Origin of the sequence: Bradyrhizobium sp., from assembly GCF_049581145.1 — a bacterium.
Taxonomy (GTDB): Bacteria; Pseudomonadota; Alphaproteobacteria; order Rhizobiales; family Xanthobacteraceae; genus Bradyrhizobium.
In genome coordinates this window covers 1-1,507 of record NZ_JBAURI010000884.1, presented here as the reverse complement: position 1 = coordinate 1,507, position 1,507 = coordinate 1, and the positions used below count along the sequence as shown (strand labels likewise).

Below are 1,507 nucleotides of genomic sequence, written 5' to 3'. Positions count from 1 at the left end.
TCGTTCGACGGTAGGATCGCCAGATGGCGGAGCGAAGTAGCACGGCGCCGATTGCTGCTCGTGCTCGATAACGTTTCCGATACTGGCCAGGTCAAGGCACTTCTGCCCGGCGCTGCCTCCTGCCTGGTACTCATCACGAGCCGCAGGCCCCTGTCCGAGCTAGAGGGTGGGCGGCTCATCTCCCTCAATAAGCTGCGGGCCGACGAAGCAGTGCAACTCTTCCGCCGCATCCTTGGCGCAGGCGACCTGCGTACGCATGACATGCCAGAGATCCAGGAACTGCTGGACCGGCTAAACTGCCTTCCCCTGGCGATTCGCATCGCTGCGGCACAATTACGAGCCCATCCAACCTGGGAGATCCGGGATGTCTTGGATCAGCACATCTCTCTCATGAATCCTGTCGTCGAGGCCTACGAGAAGAGTTACAGGGATCTGAGCCCAGAGGTCCAGATTTTCCTTATGCGCATCGCGCAGCATCCGGGAACGGACTTCGACGTTGGAGCGGCCGCCGCGTTGGCGGACGTAAACGAAGGACAAGCCCTTCAGCTTCTCGATGACCTTTATCTCCGTCATCTGGTGGAGGAGCCCAAACGCGGCCGGTATCAACTTCACGATCTCATTCGGGACCTTGCCAGGGAAGGGTTGAAAGTGACAGCAGCTTCGGAGCGTGCGGATGCCATCGCACGTCTGATGGCTCATTACCTGAGCGCGGCGAGCAGGGCTAACGCCACACTCGGCTCCACCGATCCGGTCGTCCGGGAAAAGAGCATGACAGCGGCCGGAGTCACGATCATGAGCGAAGAGGACGCCCTCAGGTGGCTGGACTCTGAATTCCCAAACCTCTTCGCATGCGTCGAATATGCTCTTGATGAGCAAGTCCGCCCTTACTGCTGGGAGTTGCCGCTGGCACTGGGATACTTCGTACAGATGCGCGGTCTGCTGAACCAGGGTCTGAAGCTCTTCTCAAGAGCCAGGGATCTGGCCGCCACGAGCGATGAGCCGTCACTGGCGCGGACTCTCACCTGGCTTGCCTGCTTCTCCCGTCACGCTGGCGAGTATCAGTCGGCCAGGGCATATCTCCGCGAAGCGACTGAAATTCCTCCAGACGTATTGACGACTGCCGTCCGGGCCCAGATCTTCCGCGAACTGGGTCTCCTCGACTGCGCAACGGGCGAGTTGAGCGAAGCGCGAAGCCATTATGACACGGCCGTCTCGCTTGCTGTCGCCGCCGATGACAAGTATGCGGAGGGCTATGCCTTGATCAACTCGGGGATCGCCCACAAGCTGAGCGGCGAGTACCCCGAGGCGACCGCGCAGATGAGCGAGGCCTATGCCATCGGCGCCGAACTCGGGATCGGGAGACTCCAGGCGGTGTCCAGCTACGAGATGGGGTCGGTGTCTATCCTCCAGCACGACCGTGACAGCGCCCGAACCCACCTGGAACGGGCGTTGGCGATCTATGAGAGCATGGGGAATGGCAACGGGCAGGCGAACGTGCATCTAAACC

General features: G+C 60.8%; 1 protein-coding gene. It reads left to right on the top strand.

The genetic code is table 11. From position 1 onward, the window contains the following. Positions 1 to 51 precede the first annotated feature (51 nt). A partial coding sequence (locus WCB02_RS28880; RefSeq protein ID WP_423963161.1) for a hypothetical protein occupies positions 52 to 1,507 on the top strand: 1,456 nt, incomplete at its 3' end.